Source organism: Sedimentibacter hydroxybenzoicus DSM 7310, assembly GCF_013403245.1.
Lineage (GTDB): Bacteria > Bacillota > Clostridia > Tissierellales > Sedimentibacteraceae > Sedimentibacter > Sedimentibacter hydroxybenzoicus.
The window spans coordinates 347194-369084 of record NZ_JACBNQ010000001.1 but is presented as its reverse complement, the minus strand read 5'-3'; the positions used below and the strand labels follow the sequence as shown (position 1 = coordinate 369084).

At 35.5% G+C, this 21891-nt stretch carries 20 protein-coding genes; 12 read left to right on the top strand and 8 right to left on the bottom strand.

Translation table 11 applies throughout. The features are described from left to right. A complete protein-coding gene (locus HZF24_RS01785) occupies positions 1–1218 on the bottom strand; it encodes an MBOAT family O-acyltransferase (RefSeq protein WP_322790707.1) in 1218 nt (405 codons plus the stop codon). A 287-nt stretch (positions 1219–1505) separates the two neighbouring features. After that, positions 1506–1784: a hypothetical protein gene (locus tag HZF24_RS01780; protein WP_179236538.1), complete on the bottom strand. Its 279-nt coding sequence runs from the start codon at positions 1782–1784 to the stop codon at positions 1506–1508. A gap of 321 nt (positions 1785–2105) precedes the next feature. Between HZF24_RS01780 and HZF24_RS01775 the strand changes: the two genes are divergently transcribed. The 3 genes from HZF24_RS01775 (at position 2106) to HZF24_RS01765 (ending at position 3857) form a co-directional block, all read left to right on the top strand. Continuing rightward, entirely contained in the window at positions 2106–3266 is a 1161-nt protein-coding gene (locus HZF24_RS01775) for an MFS transporter (RefSeq protein ID WP_179236537.1), read from the top strand. Between the two features lie 119 nt (positions 3267–3385). Beyond that, on the top strand, positions 3386–3616 hold the full coding sequence (locus tag HZF24_RS01770; RefSeq protein ID WP_179236536.1) for a type II toxin-antitoxin system RelE family toxin: 231 nt from the start codon (positions 3386–3388) through the stop codon (positions 3614–3616). Between the two features lie 10 nt (positions 3617–3626). Then, entirely contained in the window at positions 3627–3857 is a 231-nt protein-coding gene (locus HZF24_RS01765) for a hypothetical protein (RefSeq protein ID WP_179236535.1), read from the top strand. Between the two features lie 89 nt (positions 3858–3946). Here the strand turns inward: HZF24_RS01765 and HZF24_RS01760 are convergent, their stop codons facing one another. Beyond that, a complete protein-coding gene (locus HZF24_RS01760) occupies positions 3947–4810 on the bottom strand; it encodes an SPL family radical SAM protein (RefSeq protein WP_179236534.1) in 864 nt (287 codons plus the stop codon). A 198-nt stretch (positions 4811–5008) separates the two neighbouring features. Here HZF24_RS01760 and HZF24_RS01755 point away from each other — a divergent pair, with 198 nt between their 5' ends. The 3 genes from HZF24_RS01755 to HZF24_RS01745 all read left to right on the top strand — a co-directional run bounded on the left by HZF24_RS01755 (position 5009) and on the right by HZF24_RS01745 (position 10555). Further along, positions 5009–7912, top strand: a complete 2904-nt coding sequence (locus HZF24_RS01755) for an HD domain-containing phosphohydrolase (RefSeq protein WP_179236533.1) — start codon at positions 5009–5011, stop codon at positions 7910–7912. A 134-nt stretch (positions 7913–8046) separates the two neighbouring features. Then, positions 8047–8985 (top strand): lysine exporter LysO family protein, encoded by a 939-nt coding sequence (locus tag HZF24_RS01750; RefSeq protein ID WP_179236532.1) that lies wholly within the window; start codon positions 8047–8049, stop codon positions 8983–8985. Positions 8986–9112: 127 nt separating this feature from the next. Then, the gene (locus HZF24_RS01745) at positions 9113–10555 is read left to right on the top strand and encodes a MerR family transcriptional regulator (RefSeq protein WP_179236531.1); all 1443 of its coding nucleotides are present in this window, start codon (positions 9113–9115) and stop codon (positions 10553–10555) included. A gap of 142 nt (positions 10556–10697) precedes the next feature. On the opposite strand, the gene HZF24_RS01740 is transcribed toward HZF24_RS01745, so the two are convergent. The 3 genes from HZF24_RS01740 to HZF24_RS01730 all read right to left on the bottom strand — a co-directional run bounded on the left by HZF24_RS01740 (position 10698) and on the right by HZF24_RS01730 (position 13320). Beyond that, positions 10698–11003 carry a type II toxin-antitoxin system RelE/ParE family toxin gene (locus HZF24_RS01740; RefSeq protein WP_179236530.1) on the bottom strand — a complete coding sequence of 102 codons (306 nt, stop codon included), beginning with the start codon at positions 11001–11003 and terminating at the stop codon, positions 10698–10700. After that, complete coding sequence (locus HZF24_RS01735) at positions 10993–11259, bottom strand: type II toxin-antitoxin system prevent-host-death family antitoxin (protein ID WP_179236529.1); 267 nt, start codon at positions 11257–11259, stop codon at positions 10993–10995. Before HZF24_RS01735 ends, HZF24_RS01740 begins: the two co-directional genes overlap by 11 nt. Positions 11260–11511: 252 nt before the next feature. Then, positions 11512–13320: a flavocytochrome c gene (locus tag HZF24_RS01730; protein WP_179236528.1), complete on the bottom strand. Its 1809-nt coding sequence runs from the start codon at positions 13318–13320 to the stop codon at positions 11512–11514. A 298-nt stretch (positions 13321–13618) separates the two neighbouring features. On the opposite strand from HZF24_RS01730, the gene HZF24_RS01725 reads away from it, so the two are divergent. The 6 genes from HZF24_RS01725 to HZF24_RS01700 all read left to right on the top strand — a co-directional run bounded on the left by HZF24_RS01725 (position 13619) and on the right by HZF24_RS01700 (position 18573). Further along, complete coding sequence (locus HZF24_RS01725) at positions 13619–15244, top strand: sensor histidine kinase (protein WP_179236527.1); 1626 nt, start codon at positions 13619–13621, stop codon at positions 15242–15244. Next, positions 15226–15984 carry a response regulator transcription factor gene (locus HZF24_RS01720; RefSeq protein ID WP_179236526.1) on the top strand — a complete coding sequence of 253 codons (759 nt, stop codon included), beginning with the start codon at positions 15226–15228 and terminating at the stop codon, positions 15982–15984. The genes HZF24_RS01725 and HZF24_RS01720 overlap by 19 nt, the downstream gene beginning before the upstream one ends. A gap of 257 nt (positions 15985–16241) precedes the next feature. Next, positions 16242–16595, top strand: a complete 354-nt coding sequence (locus tag HZF24_RS01715) for a helix-turn-helix domain-containing protein (RefSeq protein ID WP_179236525.1) — start codon at positions 16242–16244, stop codon at positions 16593–16595. After that, positions 16585–17340, top strand: a complete 756-nt coding sequence (locus HZF24_RS01710) for an ImmA/IrrE family metallo-endopeptidase (protein ID WP_179236524.1) — start codon at positions 16585–16587, stop codon at positions 17338–17340. Before HZF24_RS01715 ends, HZF24_RS01710 begins: the two co-directional genes overlap by 11 nt. Continuing rightward, positions 17333–17869 (top strand): hypothetical protein, encoded by a 537-nt coding sequence (locus HZF24_RS01705; protein ID WP_179236523.1) that lies wholly within the window; start codon positions 17333–17335, stop codon positions 17867–17869. The genes HZF24_RS01710 and HZF24_RS01705 overlap by 8 nt, the downstream gene beginning before the upstream one ends. Before the next feature lie 134 nt (positions 17870–18003). Then, on the top strand, positions 18004–18573 hold the full coding sequence (locus HZF24_RS01700) for a hypothetical protein (protein ID WP_179236522.1): 570 nt from the start codon (positions 18004–18006) through the stop codon (positions 18571–18573). A gap of 193 nt (positions 18574–18766) precedes the next feature. Here HZF24_RS01700 and HZF24_RS01695 read toward each other — a convergent pair whose 3' ends face one another. Both HZF24_RS01695 and HZF24_RS01690 read right to left on the bottom strand, forming a co-directional pair. Beyond that, positions 18767–20230 (bottom strand): S41 family peptidase, encoded by a 1464-nt coding sequence (locus tag HZF24_RS01695; RefSeq protein ID WP_179236521.1) that lies wholly within the window; start codon positions 20228–20230, stop codon positions 18767–18769. 682 nt (positions 20231–20912) lie between these two features. Then, positions 20913–21797, bottom strand: coding sequence for a LysR family transcriptional regulator (locus HZF24_RS01690; protein WP_179236520.1), 885 nt, complete (start codon positions 21795–21797; stop codon positions 20913–20915). Positions 21798–21891 lie beyond the last annotated feature (94 nt).

Below are 21891 nucleotides of genomic sequence, written 5' to 3'. Positions count from 1 at the left end.
TTAAAATCTAAAGTATAAAAACGGATTATAAGTTTGTCCGACTAACAATATGGTACTGATGATTAAAATTAAAGCATTGAATGCTATTACTGTCAACTTGGACGGTCTATAATTGTTAATAACTATAAGCTCATTTAATTTTCTGTATATAACCTTAAATACAGGAGTGCTCGCAAATGCCGCAAATATTAAAAATATAACATTGTTAAAAAACTCAACCTCAAATTTGATGTCATATAAAGGATTGCTGCCATAGCCAAACAATATACCGATAAATTTTAATCCTTCTTTAATATCGATAAAATAGAAAAACACCCATCCGATTATAACTATAAGCATCAAATAAACGTGCTTCAATACAGACGGAATTTTATCCAATATTTTTGATAAAATCATTCTTTCCAGCAATAAGAAAACACCGTAATACAAGCCCCACATAATAAAGTTCCAGCTTGCTCCATGCCAAAATCCGGTTAACATCCAAACTATCATAACGTTGCGGATAAAGTTTTTCCTGTTGCCTCCTAGAGGAATATATACATAATCCCTGAAGAATGAGCTCAAGGAAATATGCCATCTCCTCCAAAAGTCCTGTACACTTTTTGCGATGTATGGATAATTAAAGTTTTCTTTATAGGTAAACCCAAACATCCTGCCGAGTCCTATAGCCATGTCCGAATAGCCTGAAAAATCAAAGTAAATTTGAATTGAATACATTATTATTCCAAGCCAGGCGCCTAAAACTGATATTTCACTCAAATTACTGTCCAAAAACATAGTTGCAACCTGACCCGCCGTATTTGCAATTATTACCTTCTTTAACAGGCCGATTATAAATCTGTTGATTCCATAACTGAACTTATCCGACGGTATAGCTCTGTTATCTATTTCATTAGCCACGTCAATATATCTTACTATGGGTCCCGCTATCAATTGATGGTAGAGTGACATATATAAAAGCAGCTTGTAAAATTTCTTTTGAGCAGGTACGTCCTGTCTGTATACGTCTATAACGTATGAAATTATCTGAAACGTATAAAATGATATACCAATCGGTAATCCGATAGAGCTGAAACCTATATTTGTATTTAAAACAAAGTTTATATTGCTTACAAAGAAATTGTAATACTTAAATATCCCGATCATTGATAAATCAAATATTATTGCCGTGTACAAAAAAATCCTGCTCTTAAATGTACCCTTATGCTTATCTATCAATAAAGCAAAGGAATAATTGACGATTCCGCTTAACAGCAATGCGAAAATAAAAAAAGGTTCGCCCCAAGCATAAAAAAACAAAGAAAAACCCAACAGAATAATATTTCTATATGTGTTGTTTTTACTTATAAAATAAAAAATTAAGTTGATAGGGAAAAACAAATATAAGAAAACTAAACTCGAAAATACCATTTATTCTATTTTATCCTCCAATTTACTACATAATTCTACTTAAATACTATATCATTTGTTTTCAATAAATACAACGGTAATAAACTCTAATGCTGCTATTCACAATCACCTGACAATTCGTCATTCTGAGCGTAAGCGAAGAATTTACCAATATCTTTTACTGAATTTATAAAAATTTTATTGTTTGCTTTCAACTCTTCATATCCCGCACAGTTTCTGCTGCATCCGTTGATTATCAATATGTGATCATAACGGGTATCATGTTTTGCAGGCTCAAATTCTATTTCGGGATACCTGCTCACTATTCGACTGACCGCCTCACTTCTGTTGTAGTTCGGGTTGCACCCTCCGCAGTATTTTATACCTATCTTCATTTATCTTCCTCTTTATTCAATACCTTTCTTGCAAAGTCCAGAGCTCATTATACTATTTTGTCGATTGCTTTTGCAAGTTAATCTTACCATGCCATTTATTCATCAAGGTATAAGACGGTTTTATTGCGTAAAATGTTTCAATATTTCATATGTTTTCTTCTAATCGACACAGTATTGATTTCTTACCGTTTATTTAGTATACTTTAATATGTAACAATATAAATTCAGGAGCAGTATTATGAACAATCCGATTTGATATTCCGATAGTTTTTAAGTGATAAGATGTTTTTTGTCATGCGAAAAATTATTCGGAGGATTAAATTGGATAATAAAAAATCAAATATACGTTTACTCTATGCTATTGCTTTATTGCAAGGCTTAATATTCTATGGTCCCATAGCCACCTTATATCGTCAGATACAGGGACTTTCTGTGTTTGATATCACGTTAATAGAAAGCATATCCTTGATTATTATGATTTTGCTTGAGTTGCCGTGGGGTTATGTATCAGACAAAATTGGCTACAAGAAGACCATACTCATATGTAATATTCTTTACTTCATATCAAAGATAATATTTTGGAAAGCAGACAGCTTTTCATTATTCCTTGCTGAAAGACTTGTTTTGTCAATTGTTATATCAGGTCTTTCAGGTTGTGATTCTGCCTATCTGTACATGTGTGTAAACAAAAGGGACAGTCAGAAAGTATTTGGAATATACGAGGCCATGAATACGACAGGCTTGATTTGTGCTTCAGTGATATTTTCTGTCATCATAAAAGATAACTATAGTCTAGCTGCTTTTCTTACCATTATATCTTATGGTACAGCCATGGTACTTTCTCTTTTCCTCAGTGAAGTCAAAATAAATACAACAAGACACATTGGATTTAATGAACAAATAAAAATTATTTTTTCAGCTATTACACAGAACAAATCATTCTTTATGTTTCTGTTTGCTGCTGCTCTCCTTGCAGAAAGCAACCAGACTATTACTGTTTTTCTGAATCAGCTTCAGTATCTGCGCTCGGGAATCGAGCCCCGCTACATGGGATATATATACATCCTGGTTACAATTTCAGGCCTGTTTGCAGCTTATTCCTACAAAATTTCAGAACGTCTGGGTGAAGCTGCTACCGTCAAGCTTCTGTTTTCTGCGGCGTGTCTTGCCTGCATCGTGCTTGCATTGTATTCAAATCCAATTACTTCAGTGATGGGAATATTGATTTTGAGAATATCAGCATCACTTTTCGTACCTATGCGAATGGATATTGAAAATCGGCAAATAAATTTATCCTGCCGTGCCACAATTTTATCCGCATATTCGAGTGCTATGAATTTAATGGCTGTGGGCACAAATCTGATCTTTGGTAAAATGGCAGATATCAACATAAAGTACGCCATGATATCCGGTGCAATTTTTTGCTTCATAGGGCTGATTGTTTATTCTGTATGGAACCTGAAACTCAGAAATACAAAATGATGAAGCAAATACGTAAATATTTTGCTTCATCTATTGAAAAAATCTGCACATAATAATATAATATATGTACTCGATCACATAATCTAAATATCTTAGAATATACTAATCGGGAGGAGTACATGAAATTAAATTATTCTAAAGATGCTATTAAATTTTTAAAAAAACAGAATAAAATAATATCTACACGTATTATTGAATCTATAAATCGCTTACCTTCAGGTGATGTAAAAAAACTTCAAGGTAAAGAAGAATACCGATTACGTGTAGGTAGTTTTCGTATTGTTTTTACTAAAGAAGATAATGAACTATATATAAAGAAAATAGATAACCGAGGTCAAGTTTACAAGTAGGAGGTTAAAGATGAGCAATATTAAAGAAAGAATTTTAGGAGCAATAACTGTTATGACTGATGCTGATGCTAAAAAATTATGGAAGATTATAACGGAACAATTCCCCAATGAATGGGATAATATTGAATCTGTTGAACCAGATGAATGGGATTTGGAACTGATTAAGGATATTGAAAACAACCCGGATTGCAATGAATTTGTCCCTATTGACGATGCAATGAAAGAATTAGGATTATTATAATATTTAATTTTAGGACTCCTGTCGGAGTCCTTGTTTTTTATTTCCTGTATTATTTTAAAAAGTCTGTGTATCTGAATATCTCCTCCAATTTAAAATAGAGATAATTGCTGATTTTTCGGTTCAAACGTCTGAAGATATTCAAATACATCGTCAGTCTTCCAAAGTATGTTGTGCTTCTCACACAGTTCCGTGAAAACAGTCATCAGATGACGGTTGTTTTTGCTGTTACACACATAGGAATTTCCAAAGGCACTTATATACCTTTGCTTCATCCCCGGAAAAAGTCGGTCGAGCTGCTTATAAAAATACTCTCTGTTACCCTCCCGTAATGTCAAGCCGAAACCAAAGCATATAATTCCGTGGACCTTTGCCCGTATACAGTAATCCATTAATCCAAGAAGATTCTCTTCCGTGTCATTGATAAAGGGCAGAACGGGGTCAAGCCATACGACGGTTGGTATTCCGTTATCACGCATGACCTCAAGAACATGGAACCTCTCCAATGTTGTGGAAACATTGGGTTCAAGTTTTCTGCATAAGTTCTCATCATAAGTAGTCAATGTCATCTGAACAACACATTTCGTTTTTTCGTTTATGGCTTTCAGCAAATCTAAATCACGAAGAATCCGAGATGACTTTGTCAGAATTGCAAGCCCGAAGCCGTATCGCTCAATAAGAGCAAGACACTGCCTTGTAAACTGTAATTCTTCTTCAATATGTACATAAGGGTCGGTCATTGCTCCCGTGCTTATCATACAAGGATTTCTTTTACGACGAAGCTGCTCTTCCAAAATCAACGGAGCGTTTCTCTTAACCTCTATATCCTCAAAGATATGATTGATTTGATAACACAAGCTTCGGCTGTCACAATAAATACAACCATGAGAGCAGCCCCGATACAGATTCATACCGTTTTTCGGCGAAAGTATGGTTTTATAATCGGCATAATGCATAGTCTTCTTCCTTTCGGATTATGTGATACAATCATCATACAACATATATCGTGACAACAGTATGTCATATTTACATATACATTATAATTTTACAGCAAACAAAACTCAAGCCAAGAAATATTATTATTATCTATTTTTTATTAATTAAATTAACTTTCATGACGATAAATATATTACTAAAAGTATAGGACGGTAAATATGAACGAAAGAAATCATTTAAATGTATTGAATACATTATATAAAAAATCTTTGTCATTCAGGGGAAAAATACTGTATCTCCCTCTTGGTATCGTATTTCTGGCGATAGTAACCATTACCGGAATCTCATCTTACTTTACAAAAGAAGCTATGCTTAATAATATGAAAACTCACGGGTTTCATATTGCACAGCAGTTTATTGGACGCCTGAAATCCAACGAAGCAGCAGAAGATGTGTTAAACGACATGATCGAAGACCGCATCCGTGCAGTATGCAATATAGTTATAAAAAACAAAGGCATTTTGAGCAATGATTATTTAAATGAATTGTCTGAAGATTTTGATATTGACGAAATTTATTGGTTTGATAAGGATGGAGAAATCATTTATGCGACCGTGCCGGGATATTTGGGCTGGAGACCGGACAGTAATCATCCCCTGAGCACAATTATGCAGGGACAGTCGGAATTAATGGAGGATATAAGGAAGGATGCGGAATTCGGTAATTATGTAAAATACGGTGCTGTAAGAAGTGCTGACGGCACATTCGTACAGGCAGGAATTTCTGCAGATAAAATATACGAGCTGACAAATCAATTCAGTTATCAAACAATTGTGGAGGATATGGCATCAAATGAGGATATTTCATACATTCATGTCGTAGACAATAATAATGTTGTTATTGCATGCAGCAACCCGGAAGATATCGGAATGCAAAAAAGCATTGAAAACTTCATTTCCGTTGTTCAAAACAGAGCTCCTCATGCTTCGGAATATTATTCGGCCTCACTGGGCGAAAGTATCTACGATGTAGTATATCCCATTATTATTGACGAAAATTTTATCGGTTTTGTCAATATAGGTTATAAGATGGAAGATGCACAGGCAGCCATATCAGGCATCATTAGATTAATTTTGGTTGTAGCAGCCGTAGTATTTGCCGCACTTATTTTAATATTGAACAGAATATCTGACGGAGTAATAAAATCAATTGAAAATATCAAAAATCAGCTTGGGATTATGGCAGCCGGAAACTTCGACAATGAGGTTCCTGAAAGCTTAATTAATAAAAAAGATGAGTTTGGTGATATTGCCAAATCTCTTAATACTACTCAGAAATCCATTAAAAATATCATCACTGACCACCAAATGCTTGTAGAAAAAATGCAGTTTGGACTGGCTGTTCATGAAATTATTACGGATGAAAAAGGTACGCCTGTTGACTACCGCTTCCTGAGTGCAAATAGCAGCTTTGAAAAATTAACAGGTTTAAAGCCTGAAGAAATAGTAGGAAAAAGAGCTTTGGAGGTACTGCCTCATTTAGAACCCTACTGGTTAAACACATACGGCGAGGTTGCACTGACAGGTGATTCTCAGGAGTTCGAAAACTATGCCGATGAGCTTGGCAGATGGTACCAGGTTGTTGCCTATTCACCCGGCAATAATCAGTTTGCAGTTATTATTGATGATATTTCCAACCGTAAAAGGATGGAAGAGCTTCTGTATATGGAAAAGGAAAACTTCAGGACAACATTGCTGTCCATAGGTGACGGCGTAATTTCAACCGACAATAAGGGAAAGATTATATTGATGAATGTAATTGCCGAACAGCTTACAGGCTGGAAGGAAGAGGAAGCTATAGGCAGTGATTTTGCCGAAGTCTTTACAATAGTTCATGAATATACAATGGAACCTTGCAGAAATTTAGTTGAGGATGTCCTTAGAACCGGTGAAATCAAGGAACTTGCAAATCATACCGCTTTGATACGAAGAAACGGTACTCTGCTTCCGATAGAAGACAGCGCTGCCCCGATTTGGAGCAAAAACGGAAAAATAACAGGTGTTGTAATTGTTTTCAGGGATTTTACCGAAAAGAGAGAAAAGCACAATCAAATAGAATATCTCAGCTATCATGATTATCTCACTGGATTATATAACCGAAGATATATGGAGGAAGCAATGAAACGCATGGATACGGTTGAAAACCTTCCTGTCTCCATAATGGTGCTTGACATAAACGGATTAAAGCTTACAAACGATGCATTTGGTCATGAAATGGGAGATAAGCTTCTTAAAAAAGTGGCAGGTATATTGAAGAAAACGTGTCGTCCTCAGGATGTCATAGCCCGCATGGGCGGTGATGAATTTTCTATATTAATGCCGAATACAAACTCTGAGCAGGCACTGAATATAAGAGATTCCATTATTAAAGAAACCTCCAAAATTGAGCTTGAATCTGTTATCGTCTCCATTGCTGCCGGTTATGACATAAAGACCGATACAAGTCAGGACATAGATGTAATTATTAAAAATGCCGAAAACTCCATGTATGAAGGAAAAATGAAGTACGGCAGAGCAATGAGAAGTCAGGTCATAGAAAATGTGCTCCGCAGCATTAATCTGAAATACGATAACGAGCAGATACATACCGAAAGAGTTGCGGAATATTGCGAGCTTATGGCAAGGGAAATGAATTTCAGCGAAAGAGAAATCTATACCATAAAGCATGCCGGCATACTGCATGATATAGGAAAAATAATAATTCCTCCCGAGCTTTTGAACAAGAAAGAAACATTGACAAATGATGAATTTGATATAATTAAAAAGCATTCAGAAACAGGATACCACATACTCAGAAACACATATGAATATGCCGGATTAGCAAAAATTGTGAGGCATCACCATGAAATGTTTGACGGCAACGGATACCCCGACAAGCTGAAAGGTCATGAAATTCCGTTAGAATCAAGAATTATAGCCATTGCGGACGCTTATGAAGCAATGACGGCCAACCGACCATACCAAGTAGCAAAAAGTAAGGAAGAAGCGCTCTTGGAAATAAAACGATGCTCCGGAACACAATTTGATCCTGAAATAGCAGAAATATTTTTAAAGATTATGTAGAAAAATGGCTTCAAGGGCCCCATATCGGCCCTTGTTTTTTTATTGCATAAACAACTGACAATAAGGCCATCTGATTGATTTTACATTATCAATATGGTACAATTTAACAAACATTGATTATGAGGGATATAAGTATGTTACCGTTTGTCTGCTTAGGTATTGGTATAATGTTAGGAGTGACTATAAAAAACGAAAGGTTTTTTATATATTCCGAAAAAGCATCGACTGTTGCTTTGATATTATTGATGCTTTTTATCGGTTTGGGTATCGGCCTTGATAAATCCATCTCAGATAATTTTATAAAGATAGGTATAAACTGCGTAATTATTGCATTCTCAGCCATTGCATTCAGTGTGTTTTTTACATTTATTGCAGAAAAGACCGTACTTCCATTAAGTAAGCTTTCTTTTGCTTTAACAGAAAGCAATGCGCAACTGAATGATTTGAATAAAGAAGAACAAAAGAAAAGCAATCTTGTGTGGGTAATGCCTGTCAGTATTATTTCAGGGCTTGCAACAGGTATATTGCTGAGACCCGTAATTCCTGTCTCGTATACAGATTCATTTTTTACTTTTGCATTAATAGTTTTGTATATTTGTGTGGGAATTTCTCAGGGCGCTAACAAGAAAGTATTCTCTTATTTTAAGCTTATCGGATTCAAAGTTATTTTGATTCCGATTGCCATCTTATTGGGAAGCTTAATCGGAGGCATAGTCTCGGGACTTATATTAAATTTACCGTTATATATTTCCGTAACATCATCTGCAGGTATGAGTTTTTACAGCTTAACAGGCGCATATATGACGCAGCAACACGGCGTGGAAACAGGAACATACGGATTTATAGTAAATGTAATGCGTGAGTTCTTTACTATACTTACCATGCCATTGTTAATCAAAATAAGTCCCGGAGCACCAATTGCCGGAGGTGCAGCAGGAAATATGGATACGATGCTTGCACCGATAACAAAATTCGTAGGCATAAATTTAAGTCTGGTTACATTGTTGACAGGAGTGATTCTTACATTTATAGTACCGTTTCTTCTGCCTGTTATTTCCTTATTTTTTCAGTAATGTTTCTTCTATAGCTTCAAATGATCTATTTCTTCAATGAAATTTTTAGTTGCAATAAAAAAACATTTGACTGTGAACATACTTGATGGTTTATCATTAATATAATAAATGACAGAGGGTGAATGATATGATGATAAAAGAAATTGAAAAGTTATCCGGTATGGACCGGGCAAATATACGATTTTATGAATCAGAGGGGCTTATTGCACCAAGACGTATGGACAACGGATACAGAGATTACTCAGAGGATGATCTCCAAATTCTATTACGTATTAAATTGCTGCGAAGCCTTCATATTTCTTTGGATGAAATTATGGATCTGAAAAACGGAAGCAAGGATCTGATGGATACTCTTTCTAATCAAATAATCAGGTTAGAACAGGAAAAGCAGGATGTCTCATATGCTAAGGATATGTGTCATGCCATGCAGGAAGACAGGGTGTCTTTTGCAGATTTGGATGCCAAAAAATATATAGATGGTATTAACCAAGCAATAAAAGCAACAGGCAGCACGTATTTTTCTGTAAAGGGTGATGAATATCCCCAGGTATATTACCCATGGCGCAGATATTTAGCAAGGGCTCTTGACATATTTATATACGGCGTAATATGGTCAGCCTTTCTTGCATTTGTATTTCATGTAAACGTGTTGGAAAGAAGTACTCCGGAAAACATACTTGACACATTAATAGAGTTTATTATGATGTTGTTTTTAGAGCCGCTATGGCTCCGTTTATTTGGCACTACACCCGGAAAATTTATCTTCGGACTGAGGATAGAAAACCCCGATGGCGGGCATCTTTCCTATACGGAGGGTTTGGAGCGAACGCTGGGAGTAATAGCTAACGGCATGGGATACAATATACCGATTTATAACATTATCCGCCTTTGGAAAAGCTACAATCTCTGTATCGAGAAGGAGGTGCAGCCATGGGATGAATCAGTATCATATACCATCAAGGACACAAAATGGTATAGAGGTGTAATATATATTGCTGCATCTGCAATGATGTTTTTTGTTATGCTTATAATATCATCTGCACAGATGCTTCCTCCCAACAAGGGTGATTTGACTGTAGCAGAATTTGCCGACAACTATAATTATTACGCTAAGCTTTTCGAAATCGATTTGGGTGATGAATACATGAGCGAAACAGGAAAATGGGATAAGAAAAAAACCGATGGATCTGTAATATATATTGGCTTTGCTGAAAAACCGGAGTATCATTTTACAACAGAAGACGGATATGTTACCGGAGTTTCATTTGCAATTGAAGTCGTAAATAACGAGAGCTTCATTACTTCCTATCGCCATCAGATGTTTTTAGCTTCTCTTGCATTTGCAGGTGCACAGGATGAAATTAGAATATTTTCAAAGATACCTAAACGAATAGAGGACCAAATCAGTAACAACCTCTTCAAAGACTATAGCTTTGAAGAGGCAGGAATCACCTTTATATGTGACGTTGAATATTCCGGCTACAGAGGTACTCAATCTCAGTTACTGTTTCCGTCAAATGAGGATGAAAATTATTTCAGCCTGAAATTTTCAATGAACCTCCTCAGGTAAGAGCGATAACCTTCCCCTCATATATCTGCCACATTTACACCATGGGATTCGGGCAGTATTGGACTTCCACCACCGGGTTATCGCCCATGCTGGGCGCACGCACAAATGGGAATAGTTCCGTAAAAAACTGTCCCCATCTATGTTAAAACTGACTTTTTGAATATCGTACCGTAACAACAAGAACCATCTTTTTTTCTTCTTCAACACGATAAATGATAGTAAAATTACCCACAAAAAGCTGACGATATCCTTTATTTGCATAAGCACCAGTTTTTCTTAATGCCCCGCGATGCGGCATGCTTTCCAGACTGAAAATGGATTTCTCCAATGATTCCACTAACTTTAAAGCAATTCCGTATTCCATTAGAGTTTCTGTAATATATTTATATATACCATCCAAATCGCGGTATGCACGAGGCAATAATTTTACTGAATATTTATTTTCCAAAGTGTTTCCTCTTTAATTTAGATAGAGCTTCTCTTGCGTCTACAAGCTGCTCATCCGACGTATACTCGGCTTCAGCTTCCGCGATAGCCATATCGAGTTCACGATCTTCCAGAATGGAATCAAAAGTTTCAATACTCATAATAACTAAGTCACCATAGCCATTTTTTGTTATGAATATAGGTTCTTTTTTAGCATGACATAAATCAGATATTTCATTTGTATTTCTTAAATCAGTGATCGGTCTTATATGGGGCATAATTATCGCCTCCCTTCATGTACATTATTATATCATTATTATGTACATCTTACAAGGAATTATTTTTGAAGATTAAAACCATACTCTCTGTAAATCAAAGGTCCAATGAAAACCTGTTCTTGAAAAGCTTTATGTATCGTAACATATTCCACTCCGTAAACGTCATAAAATAAATATGTCACAGCTACCGAAAGTTACCTTTCAATGACTGTGACATTAATCTTACAATAATCCTTTTACTAACACAAGTAATTATTTTGCTGCATTTTGTCCCGCTATTCTCCCAAATACGGTTATATCTGCAAGAGCATTGCTTCCTAACCTGTTATTTCCCTGAATTCCTCCTGTTACTTCACCTGCTGCAAATAACCCATCTATAACATTTCCTTCTTTATCTAATACCTGAGCGTTTTCGTTAATCTCTATACCACCCATTGTATGGTGAACAGCCGGTGCTGCTTTTAAAATGTAGAATGGTCCCACTTCAATCTTTGATGGCAGGCTCCTCTTATTAAATTCCGGATCATTTCCTGAATCTACGTAGCTGTTATATCTGTCAACTGTATTTTGCAATTCAACTGCATCAATTCCAAAGAAGTCAGCAGCTTCCTCCAAAGTATCTGCTTTAACCAATAATTCATTTTTATATAAATATTCAAGCTCAGGTCCGTGGTTTTCCTGCAATTTGCTTGCAACAAATCCATTTTGATCAAGCAGTTCATAGCACACATTACCTGTCTGAGCTTTGATAGCCATGGACATTTCATCACGTCTTCCCAATTCTTCTACAAACCTTTTGCCTTCTTTGTTGGCAATAATCGTATGTCCGTACAGTCTTGCATCATCATAATAGAGCAATGTTCCTGTTAATGGATCGCATATGGGATATGTCTGGATGTATTCCATACCTAATAAGTTGGCTCCAATTTCTTCTGCCATTACAATTCCGTCTCCGGTACTGCCTGTTGTGTTGGTCGATAAAATAGTTTCATCAATTTCGAAATTATATTTTACTCTCATTTCAACATTTGATCCGAAGCCTCCTGATGCTATAATTACGGCTTTGTTTGTGTTAAATGTATAATTGGTGTCCTCACTTGTTGCCTCCACACCAATTACCTTTCCACTTTCATCGGTAATTAATGCTGTAGCTTTTGTGTTCAGCAAAATAGGAATTTCCAATTCTTCAGCTTTGGCAACCAGCTTAGTTACAATTTCTCTTCCGCTTGCTCCTAATGGTATTAAGCTTCTTTTAACTGAATGTCCGCCAAAAAACATCAATTCATCTTCCCATACCACACCGACCTCATCTCTCAGCCATTCTGCACCGGCAAGAGCATTTTCAGCCATAATTCTTACTAACTCTTCTTTCGCCTTGTAGTCTCCGCCCTTTAACGTATCCTGAACATGAAGTTCGACATTGTCTTCTATCCCTTCCTTTTTTTGCAGCCAGTTGTTGGCAGCTGCATATTCAGCACCTGATATCAAAGTATTTCCGCCTGCCATGGGCATTTTCTCTAAAATTATTACATCTGCACCTGCTTCTTTTGCTTCAATGGCTGCGGTAATACCTGCTCCGCCTGCTCCTATTATTACAATATCATGTTTCTGTGCAACTTCTTTTTTAGCTTCATCTTTAAGTTTTACATCGGTTTTTCTGAGCATATCCTTTGTCGCACCTGCAGAAATCAATGCAGCATTTACCGCCTCTTTTACTCCGTTTGAAGTAAGAGTGCATCCGGAAACTATATCCACATCCGGAGTATTTTCAGAAATTATATTTTCTGTTATGGTTTTAATTGCATTATCAAAACCGGGTGTTTCGTTGTGGCTTACTGTCTTTATGTCAGTAACAGCATCTTCCCGGATAGTTACTTCAACCCTTATTTCTCCGCCCTTACCAAATCCTGTGCCTTCATAAACGCCATCCTTTATCTGTGTTGTTTTTCCACCTGCAATTTCATTTGGACCCGGATCCGGACCTGAACCCTCAGCCGTATTGCATCCCACTAAGCTTAAAGCTAATGCAGCAATTAATAATAATGATATAATCCTTTTCAATTTTTATTCCTCCTGTTTGTTAAATAATTACCTAAGTCTCAGTCAGTTTATCACAATATCTTTAATAAGTATTTGCACTATATAACAATTTTTTTGTACTTTAAGATACTTTGCATATAAAAATGCGTTGAATTTTATTAATCATTTTAATATAATGATTATTGTGCTCAATGAAAAATCAGAAAGGTATAAGGTCATGTCCCTTCGTTTAAAAATTATCATAACCTTTGTTATGTGTATAGCAATTATAATCTTTCCCTTACTTTATGTTCTGGAAACAACCGTAAAGCCCTTTAACATGGAGAATGCGGAAAATCAGACATTACAGCTGGTTGATTCTAAATCAAACGAAATAAGTTTATGGTTAAACCAACGTATAAGCGAAATACGTATAATACATGAATACGCTTTGACTAACGGAATGAATTTGCAATCCTTAAAACCATACCTGACCCGTTTGAACAAAACTCTCAGTACACAGTATGGAAACCTGAATGAAACTTTTGCAATCGGAGCCATTGACGGATACGGCTGGGTAAATGACAGCATTACCATAAATATTTCCGGACGTGATTATTTTGAAAGGGTAATGATGCATGATATGGAATACATCATTTCCAAGCCAATAATTTCTAAGTCCGACGGTGCTTCTGTATTTATCATCTGCTATCCTATTGTTGATAATAATGAAAAAATAGGATTTATTAACGGGGCTGTAAATTTGGATAAAATTTCTGAAATAGCAGGCGGTATTGATGTTTACAACGGCTTCTCATGGATTATGAATAAGGATCTGGACATATATTCTATTGATAAAATTGACTTGACTAAAGAATATATTTCATATGAGGGTTTAGCAAAAATAGTGGACAAGTCAACGGAGAAAAATTTAGGTACAATTCACATAGGAAATAAATCCGGCAATGATTCAACTGTGTTTTTTTCCTCTGTTCCATATACAGAGGACTGGCTTTTATGCACCATGATTGAAAATAAAAATATACATGCTCAAACTAACTACATAATAGAATTGGTGGTAATCATAGGTATAATATTATTAATACTTGCAATTCTGTACGCAGTCATTGTATCAGGAACCATTGTACGACCGATTTATAAGCTAAAGAATCACATGCTGGAGGTTTCCGAAGGCAACCTTGATTCATTCTACGAATACAAGGGCAAGGATGAAATAGCAGTATTGGTTAAAGTGTTCAATCAGATGCTGACTGATATTAAAAAACTGATAACCCAAGTCTACAAGGCGCAGGCACAGAAGAGGACTACTGAACTAAGAGTATTGCAGTCCCAGATAAATCCTCATTTTTTATATAATACTCTTGATACCATTCAATGGAAGGCCCTGGAGCATAATGCTTATGATGCAGCTGACATGCTCAATTTATTGTCGGTATTTTTCAGAACTTCATTAAGTGACGGCAAGGAATTCATAACTGTTGAGGATGAGGTTAAGCATGTGAGAAGCTATCTGGAAATACAGAAAATACGTTACAAGGATAAAGTGAATTATGACATTCATATGGAGGAATCAATCTTTCAGAATTTTGTGCCGAAAATGATAATTCAGCCGTTAGTTGAAAACTCCATTTATCATGGACTTAAGCTTAAGAAACAAGTTGGTTATATTAATATAAATATATTGTCTGAAAATGATTATATAGTTATTGATGTTACAGATAATGGATTGGGCATGAGCGAGGAAAAATTATGTAAGCTCAGGAATGATCTTGCCAATTCAGTTGAATCTGAGCATTATGGATTGTACAATATCAACGAACGCCTGAAGCTTACATTTAAAGACAAATACGATATAAAAATTGAAAGCGAACTCAATAAATGTACAATGGTGTCGCTTAAAATACCAAAGATAAGGGAGGGTTTCCAATGTTCAGAGCAGTTATAGCAGATGATGAAGAAACTATTCGAAATGGCCTGAAAAAGCTGATTGAGTCTTATGATTTGAATTTGACTGTATGTGGAACTGCCAAGGATGGCGAAGAAGCCCTGCAGCTGATAAAGAAATACCAACCCGAAATAATATTGATGGATATTAATATGCCTTTTATGAACGGCCTTGAGGTTATAGAAAAAGTAAAAGAACTGGATTCTGATGCAAAAATAATTATAATATCGGGTTATGATAAATTCAACTATGCACAAAGAGCATTGGAGCTTGGTGTCTACAGCTATCTGCTGAAACCAATACAATTCAGAGAATTTAAAAATATAATTACCAAGGCTATGGATTCCTACAGTAAAAGAATGTGGGAAATAAACAAAATAAAAGAATCCGGCCATGATAATGCAAATCATAAAAATATAGGCTTTCAGGTTTTAAATTATATAAAAGAACATTTTACTCAAAATGATCTGACATTGAACTTAATGTCTGAAAGACTGCATATAAGTCAATCATACATAACAAAAATTGTTAAAGAAAAAACAGGTGCTAACTTCACGGATTACCTTAACAACTTAAGAATCAATATGGCAATTAAAATTCTGCTGGATAAAGACAACGACTATACCATAAATGAAATTGCTGAAATGGCAGGTTACAGCAGTCAGCATTATTTCAGCAGAGCTTTTAAAAATTACACCGGACTTTCACCGCTGCAATATAAAACTAAAAACAAATTATAGCCTGCGTTACCGTCGAATTTATTGATTTTCTGTTCCAGCCCCGGACTTCTCCGAAATCATCCGAACGTCGGCAATTATTTGCGATACTTTCTCAAGTTATCGGTTCTACAACTTTAAATTCTTCTATATCTAATTTTAATATGACGATGATATTTTTTCTAATATTTTAAATTTATCATCATGTCATAAATTATTTTAAATAATTTGTTGATTTTATGACACGGATTGCATATAATAGTAATATAGGAGGAACTATCATGGAAAATTCAATGTTTAAAGTTGGTAAAAATATAAAAACCTTAAGAGAACAAAGCGGTTTCACACAAAGTAACCTTGCTAAATATTTAAATGTTGATCAGAGTTTAATATCGAAAATTGAGAAAAACGAACGATCTATTACGTCAGATATGCTCGACAAGCTGTCTGCGCTATTTGGAGTAGCAACAGATAGCCTCAATAAAGAATCAATATTGGAAAATCAAATTTCAATTGCTCTCAGAGCCAGCGAGATTAATGAAGGCGATTTAGAAACAATCGGTGCCATAAATCGAATTGCTTTAAATTTAAATTTTATGACACAATTGTTGGGAGGTCGGGAAATTGATAGATAAATTAGACCTTTGTACAAAAGCTTTGGGCTTGCGAAAAGAATTAGGAGAAGATACTACATCACCAATTGATATTTTTTCTCTTGCTCATACAATCGCAAAACTAACTATAGTTTTTTATCCAATGGGTGACCATTTAAGCGGAATGTGTATTAAGAATGGTGGCAATCCAGTAATTGCCGTCAATTCTTCCATGTCTGTTGGCAGACAGCGTTTTTCAATGGCTCATGAACTATATCACTTATATTTTGATGAAAACAAACAAACGACGGTAAGCGCAATAAAAATAGGTATCGGTGATGATACCGAAAAGGCTGCCGATCGATTTGCTTCCTATTTTCTCATGCCACCGGTTGCTTTGTCTGAATCAATAAAAAAAATGCACAATATTTCAACAGAAATTTTAGGAATAAAAGAAATTGTCAAGCTTGAGCAATATTTCGGGGTAAGCAGACAAGCTCTTCTGTATAGGTTGATAGAAGATAATAAATTGACCATTCAGCAAGCTGATCAATTTCGCCAAGGAGTAATTCGTTCAGCCGTTAATTTAGGTTATGACGACTCTCTTTACAAACCTCTTCCGGAGGATAAGCAATACAAAACATATGGATATTATATTCAACAAGCCGAAGAGCTGCTTCAAAAAGACCTTATTTCAATCGGTAAATACGAGCAACTATTATTGACTGCATTTAGACCCGATCTTGTTTATGGAGATGAATTTGAAGGAGGCGAATTAAATGATTGATTCGCTTTTCTTTGATAGTGATTGTATTTCTGCGTTTTTGTGGGTAAACGAACAAAATTTGTTGACTCTGCTTTATCCGGGAATGGTTATGATTCCAAAGCCAGTATATGACGAATTGTCGTATCCAACTACACCTCATCTAAAACAACGAATTGATTATTTAATTAGTAATAAGCAAGCGAGTTTAGCCACCATAGACGTTGATAGCGATACTTATGCTTTGTATCAGAAACTTACAACCTCCCCAGATAAAGGATATAAGATAATAGGTCCTGGAGAAGCTTCCTCTATTGCATTAGCAAAAACCAATAATGGCATTGTAGCAAGTAATAATTTAAAAGATATCAGCTCATATATTAATGAGTTTGCATTGAAGCACATAACCACAGGAGATATACTAATCAAGGCTTTGGAAAAAGGCTATATTACGGAGAATGATGGAAATACTATTTGGTCTTCAATGCTTGCAAAACGTCGAAGGTTAGGAGCATCATCATTTTCTGAGTATATAAAAACTAAGAATAAATGACAAAGAATATCAAGCATGAAAGAAAAATCAGTATCCAGAAGTAAATGTAATCCCAAATAAAGTTGTAAACCAAAAGAAAAGTATGTTAGGCGCCAAGGTAATAGAAATAATAGAAAAGGGATGTGTGGTTTGTTATGGCTTATATAGGAAAAAAAATGAGTGAAAATGCATATCAGGCTCATAAAGATGGATTATTGGTAAAATCTCAAGTGGATTCAAGGTTGTTGAAAAAATATGGTTTTAAATATTCTGTGGGCTTTTTCAGATGGTTGTGTGATAAAAAATATATAAAACCTGTAGCATTTCATCATACATCAGCCTCTTGTAAATTGACACCGTTCTATTCCCCCAAAGCTATTAGCTTTATGCAAAATTATTGCAATCTTGACATTTTGTATAAGCAATATTTGAATAAAACAACGAGAGAAGAAATAAAAAAGCAATTAGGAATTAAGTATGCAAAAGCCTACGTTTCAGCAGATGTGCTAGGTATAAAATGCGATCCTATTGAATTTCATTGTGTAAAATATAAAAATTTATTATTCTGGTCCACAGAAACTGCTTTTCATCACAAATCAAACAAAGTAAAAGTAATAGAAGTTTTTGATGATAGACCTTCAAATAACTGGAATAACAAAAACACAAGGAAAATTATTAATAAAATAATTTTATATAAGAATCCGGATGTAAAAGTAATGGGGTGAAAATATTTTCCGGATATTTCTTTAGTACAACCATACCAAGAATTAGTCCAGCCTTTAGCGCCTTATTGATAATAAATGATGGGTAGGGGTGGATAGAGTACGTATTACCAGTTTGCGATGCATCTCCTTCAAAGTAAATAGATGTATATTTTTCTTAAACAATAATTAGTCTTTCAATATAATCCATCTTTCTTTATAATCCGTAATATGAAATCATATCAAGTGTATGCTGCATTACATCGTCATTTATCCATATATCCGGTGAAAATCCGGTTTCTTCGGTAAACACGGTATCATCATAATAAAAGCCTAATCCGGTGCCGCATTGGATGTTGATTCTTGAATCGGGAAGTACAACATTAATAGAGCTATCGCTCATCAAGCCTCCACCGCTGTTGGTTCCGACAAAAATTACGTTGTCCTTATTACGCAAAGCTGCAATAAGCCATTCTCCGGCGGAAAATGTATAATTGTCAACAAGAACAAATAATAAATTACTGTTTTCACTTCGCACAAAAGCCGATGCTTCACTTATTCCCCAACCATTACTTCCCGAGCGGTAGTTATTCAGTAACTGTTCTGTTTCCTGATCTGAAAAATATTCCCCAAGATTTTTGTATTTCAGGTAATCCGCAGCCCTACTCATCCGATATGCGTGCACATTGCCTGTGGCATATTTTGACAGCACCGGATCATATATATCCAGCCAGTCTATAACATATTTGGACATTCCTCCGCAGTTTCCACGCACGTCCAAAACTGAAACCTTACTATTTTTTACAGTCTCTGCCGATTTTACAAATCTTCTGCCGTCATGTTCATGCATGAATGAACTTATAGAAATAACGGGAACACCGTTTACTTTATAGTCGGAATAATATGTACCGTTATCTGTATAATTTTCTAATTTTGGAGGCACCAATACAAATTTTTTGATCCTGTTATTAAGCACAACCTCCACCATTCCTCTTACATCCGTAGAAAGCATGCCAATCTTATAGACAAGCATCCCTTTATCATTTATGGAACGCTTCATGTATTTTTCAATCTCATGGCTGCCGTCTACCATGGACACATAGCTTCTCTTTCCATCTTCCTCAACATAGTATCCCTTTTCATCCTTAAAAAATGCCGTTTCTTCATTAGAGTAATACACTGCTTTTTCTAAAACAGTCTCATTGCCAATGCGAAAGTGACCATCCTTTACAAAACTGAGATTCCTTTTAAGCGATTCACGTAAAATACCGACAGATAACCTCGCTCCCGCATCCTTACAATCGGAGAGGACATTCTCTTTTGCTCTTTCAAAGGCCTCATCTCCCCCGAAATAGAAGTATGCCCCATAGCAATCTTTCAGGACTCTGAATATAAGGTCTGCATCATCCTCTGCTTCTTCATATGTAAGACGGCTTGCACTTCCCCTGAACTTGCTGTATTCAGTCATACTTTCAAGCTCTTCGGCGGTAAAACCTACTTCAAATGCTTTCACGTCAGGTGTATAAGCCTTAATATCAACGTCAGGTATACGCACGGTTTCAAGCGCATGCTGCTCATTAATCATTTTCATCTCACTATAAAAATCATCCTGCCCATTATAGCCATATACAGGAACAACCAGCATTAACAAACTTATCACAGCACACAATATCTTTATCATTACTATATTTCCTTTCATCACAAAATATCTTTCTTATAAAAAATTCATTTATTTTACCATGTTTATAAATCATAACACAATATTACATTAAACTCCAATACATTTATATTGTGGATTTTTTAATCACCGCATTCAACATAAAACAATACAATCAGCTTGATGTTTTGAACGAATAAGGTCAAATATCAGATTATGCAAGTATATATATTGTTGACTTTTTATCATTATCTTTTTAATTTCTACACATTCTACCAATTTTCTTTGCATTGTCATATATCTCTTCCAAAGTCATTTCGTACTTTTACCATAGTGTATATATTATGAATTGTACATTTAGACATAGATGTAGATGATGATTACGAAGCTGTTATAAGTAAATTAGGAACACCCTATTATGATAATTCAGAATCTTCTCCTCCTTCAATTGTTTATTTAAGAATGGATAAAACATATGCAGAGATTTTCTTTAACGAAGAAACCGGGAAAATATCTTATGTTTCTTGTTTTAAAGAATAATGCCATAACATATAGATCGGTACCACCAACTTTTCGTCGTTTCCGTATAAGGCAATTTCCTGTTGATTTTCCTTAAGGGGGGTTATATACATTCATCATCTTATGCCCAAAAGGCATTATTGAAATAAAAAAACGCCCGGTATGTTCAAAACATACCAAGCAATAATTACCTGAATTCCTCCTGCAGCCTTTTTAAGAAAACTTCTGTTGACTTTGAAAAGATCTGATATTTTTTCCAGACTATATGCCACCTAGCTTCGAGTTGTGGCTTCAACGGTCTGAAGCATAAACCGCTATCCTCTGATGTGCTTACAATCTTATCAAGACACAGCGCACAGCCTATATTGTCCTTTACTAAAAGAGATGCATTGTAAAGAAGTGTGTATGTACCTACAATATTCAGCTTTTCATAATCATCCTTCAGCCATTTTGAAAACGCATTGTTGGTTAATCGTTGACTTGAGCTGATAAGAGGAATACCATGCAAATCGCTTGCCTCAATATAATTTTTCTTTGCCAGTGGATGCTCCTTACGCATGAGAAGTCCCCATGTATCAGTTTCAGGTAAGGAAATTGAATCATACTTTGAAATATTAGATGGTTCAGCCAAGACACCAAAGTCTATCAATCCATTATCCAGTCGCTCGGTTACATTGTCTGCATTTCCACTGAAAAAGTGAAAATGCATGTCAGGATGCTCATCTCTTATACCTTTGATTACCTTGGACAACAGACTGATTACGTGGGTTTCTCCGCTGCCTATATATATGTCACCGCTGATGCTTTCTCCCGGTGCAACAAGCTCTGATTCTGTTTTTTCTACCAAGTCCAGTATCTCTTCAGCTCGCTTACGAAGCAGCATGCCCTCTTCTGTCAATGTGATAGATCTGTTACCACTGCTGCGCAAGAACAGCTTTACACCTAATTCTGATTCCAAGTCCATAAGCTGTCGTGAAAGTGTGGGCTGAGTTACATGAAGGATTTTCGCAGCATTTGATATGTTTTCTTCTCTGGCAACAGCCAAAAAGTAACGCAACACTCTTATATCCATAAGTTTTCCTCCCCTAATATATTATATGATAACACAAGTAATAATGCCTTTCAAGCATAATTAATTATTAAATATAAGTATTTTATATGTTTAT